The sequence below is a fragment of the Bradyrhizobium sp. SHOUNA76 genome, assembly GCF_023006445.1.
Classification (GTDB): Bacteria; Pseudomonadota; Alphaproteobacteria; order Rhizobiales; family Xanthobacteraceae; genus Bradyrhizobium.
Genome location: NZ_JALBHA010000655.1, coordinates 1 through 2,889, shown reverse-complemented (window position 1 = coordinate 2,889; position 2,889 = coordinate 1). Strand labels below are relative to the sequence as shown.

Genomic DNA, 2,889 nt, shown 5'->3' with positions numbered 1-2,889 from the left:
CACCACGGCCGAGCGCGACAGCGCACCGCGCAGCCCCTCGGCGGCGAGCAGCGCCTCGTCCAGAATCTCCGCGGCGATGGTCAGCACCCATCCTTGCGTATCGGGCACGAAGCGGAAGCCGTGGACGTGGCCGACGGGCACGTTGACGATCTGCATCGGCCTCAAGGGCACCATCCGCCCGTCGAGCGTCGCCTCGCCGCCGCCGCGCTCGATCAGCAGCACCTGGTGCAGCCGGGCGTGGCGGTGCACGGCCAGGGTCCAGTCGTGCAGCACCGAGCGGGACGCGATGGTCTCGCAATGCACGACGTCGGGCAGATCGCCGGACTCGCCGAACAGATTATAGATACGGATCGCCGGGGCTGCATCTCTCATGTTCGAATAGTACAAGACAATGGCGAAACCCTCCATCGGTCTGCGGGGTCAAATCTGCAAAAAAGTGCCGACGGGAGGATGCAAAAATGAAGGTTCAGGTCTGTATCATCGGCGGCGGGCCGTCCGGGCTGCTGTTGTCCCAGCTGCTGCACCTGAAGGGCATCGACACAATCGTGCTGGAGAAATACAGCCGCGACCACGTGCTCGCCCGCATCCGCGCCGGCGTGCTCGAGCACGGCTTCGCCAAGTTGATGCGCGAGGCGCAGTGCGGCGAGCGGATGGACCGCGAGGGCGAAATCCATACCGGCTTCGAGATCGCCCATGACGGCGTGCTGTCCCAGGTCGACCTGCACAAGCATTCCGGCGGCAATTCGGTGCTGGTCTACGGCCAGACGGAGCTGACGCGCGACCTCTATGAGGCGCGCGACCGTCTCGGCGGCAAGGTCGTTCACGATGCGCAGGACGTGACGCCGCATGATCTGACGTCGGACCGGCCCTACGTGACCTATCGATCGAACGGCGAGACCGTCCGCGTCGATTGCGACTACGTCGTCGGCGCCGACGGCTTCCACGGCGTCAGCCGCAAATCGATTCCGAAGGACGTCCTGCGCGAATACGAAAAGGTTTATCCGTTCGGCTGGTTGGGCGTGCTGTCGCGTACGAAACCGGTGTCGCCGGAGTTGATCTATGTGAAGCACGAGCGCGGCTTTGCGCTCTGCTCCCTGCGCTCGCAGGTGCTCAGCCGCTACTACATCCAGGTGCCGCTGACCGACAAGGCCGAGGACTGGAGCGACGATGCGTTCTGGGCCGAGCTGAAGCGCCGACTTCCGGACGCGGTCGCCGGCAACCTGATCACGGGACCGTCGATCGAGAAGAGCATCGCGCCTCTGCGCAGCTTCGTCGCCGAACCGATGAGCTATGGCCGGTTGTTCCTCGCCGGCGATGCCGCTCACATCGTGCCGCCGACAGGCGCGCGCGGGCTGAACAGCGCCGCGTCCGACATCTATTATCTCTATCACGCCATGCTCGCACATTATCAGAGCGGCGATGATTCCGGCCTTGCCGGCTATTCCGCCAAGGCGCTCGCGCGGATCTGGAAGGCGCAGCGCTTCTCCTGGTGGATGACGATGCTCCTGCATCGCTTCCCCGACCGGCTCGCATACGAGGATCGGCTGCAGCAGACGGAGCTGGAATATCTGCTCTCGTCCGAGACGGCGCAGCGCCTGCTCGCGGAGAACTACGTGGGACTGCCGTTTTAGGGTGGCGGGCTCTTAGCCTACCCTGGAGGGAAGGGTGAACGACTGCTACTTCCCTTCCAGCGTGTGAACTGGTGTCCAATCGGACGGCGGCGGATCTGCGATGAGCGCTCGCGCGCGGTCGGCAAACCGTGCCGATGCCGGATCGATCTCTGCGACACGCCCGAATGCATCGGATGCCTTCGCAAAATCCCGCGCGCGCCAGCAGGCGAGCCCCTCCGCATATGCGGCGGCCACCTTGGCTTGGTCGGCGCTCTCCGCGCCCTTGTCCGCCAATGGCTCAAACACCTTGATGGCCTCGCCGCGGCCCTGCACCCTGATCGCATCGAGCTCGCGCCAGGCGAACGCGTCGCCGGCCTGCACCATCGTCGTTTCGGAGGCCATGATCGCGGTGCCGTAATATTTGTTGGCGCCCTCGAGCCGTGAGGCGACGTTCACGGTGTCGCTCATCACGGTATAGTTGAAGCGGCGGCGCGAGCCGATATTGCCGACCACGGCTTCGCCGCTGTTGAGACCGATGCGATGCGACAGGCCGTGCCCGGCGAAAGCGGGATTGCCGGCATTGAGCTCCGCAAGCCTCGTATGGCACTTCAGCGCGGCGCGAACCGCGTTGCGAGCGTGTGCGGGATCGTCGGCTGGCGCGCCAAACATGGCGACGATGGAATCGCCGATATATTTGTCGACGTAACCGCCATGGCTTTCGATGATGTCGGTCATGGCGGACAGATATTCGTTCATCAGCGTCACCAACTCGCCCGGTGTCATGGTCTCGGCAATGGACGAGAAACCGCTGAGGTCGGAAAAGAACATGGTGACGTTGCGCATCTCGCCGCCGAGCGCCGGCATCTTGCCGGAGGTGACCATGGTCTCGATGACCTCCGGCGCGAGGTAAAAGGCGAAGCTCTTGCGCAGGAAGCGCTCGTCGCGATCGGCCAGCACGAATCTGTAGCCGGTCATGATCGCGAGCGCGGCAAGGCCGGCGAGTGCCGGCTCCGTCAACGGCAATGCCACGGCATGAACGAACGCGCTGACGGCCACGGCAGCGTAAATGGCAGTGAGAGCGAACCAGGCGATCAGCGCTCCGCTCGGCGCAAGCATGCAGGCGGCGCAAGCGATGACGAGCGCAAACGCGATCGTGAGAATGGTCCGCGCGGGGAAGCCGAGCTCGGTCAGGGCATCGCGCTCGATCAGGTTGCGAACAGCGGTGGCGTGCACGAACACGCCGGCGATGTCGCTGCGGGCGCGTTGCATGGCGCGCTCC

Annotated in this window: 3 protein-coding genes; 1 reads left to right on the top strand and 2 read right to left on the bottom strand. The window is 64.8% G+C overall.

The genetic code is table 11. The annotated features are described in order from the left end of the window. On the bottom strand, positions 1-408 hold a 408-nt coding region (locus MOV74_RS35130; RefSeq protein ID WP_246931684.1), incomplete at its 3' end, for an AraC family ligand binding domain-containing protein. A gap of 50 nt (positions 409-458) precedes the next feature. Here MOV74_RS35130 and pobA point away from each other — a divergent pair. After that, complete coding sequence (pobA, locus tag MOV74_RS35125) at positions 459-1,631, top strand: 4-hydroxybenzoate 3-monooxygenase (protein WP_246931682.1); 1,173 nt, start codon at positions 459-461, stop codon at positions 1,629-1,631. Positions 1,632-1,676: 45 nt separating this feature from the next. Here the strand turns inward: pobA and MOV74_RS35120 are convergent. After that, positions 1,677-2,889 (bottom strand): adenylate/guanylate cyclase domain-containing protein (locus tag MOV74_RS35120; RefSeq protein WP_309486864.1); only part of this gene is annotated, 1,213 nt, incomplete at its 5' end.

What these genes read in the sequence shown, in the direction of transcription:
- pobA (WP_246931682.1), top strand. Translation starts at nt 459, where the DNA reads ATGAAGGTTCAGGTCTGTATCATCGGCGGCGGGCCGTCCGGGCTGCTG.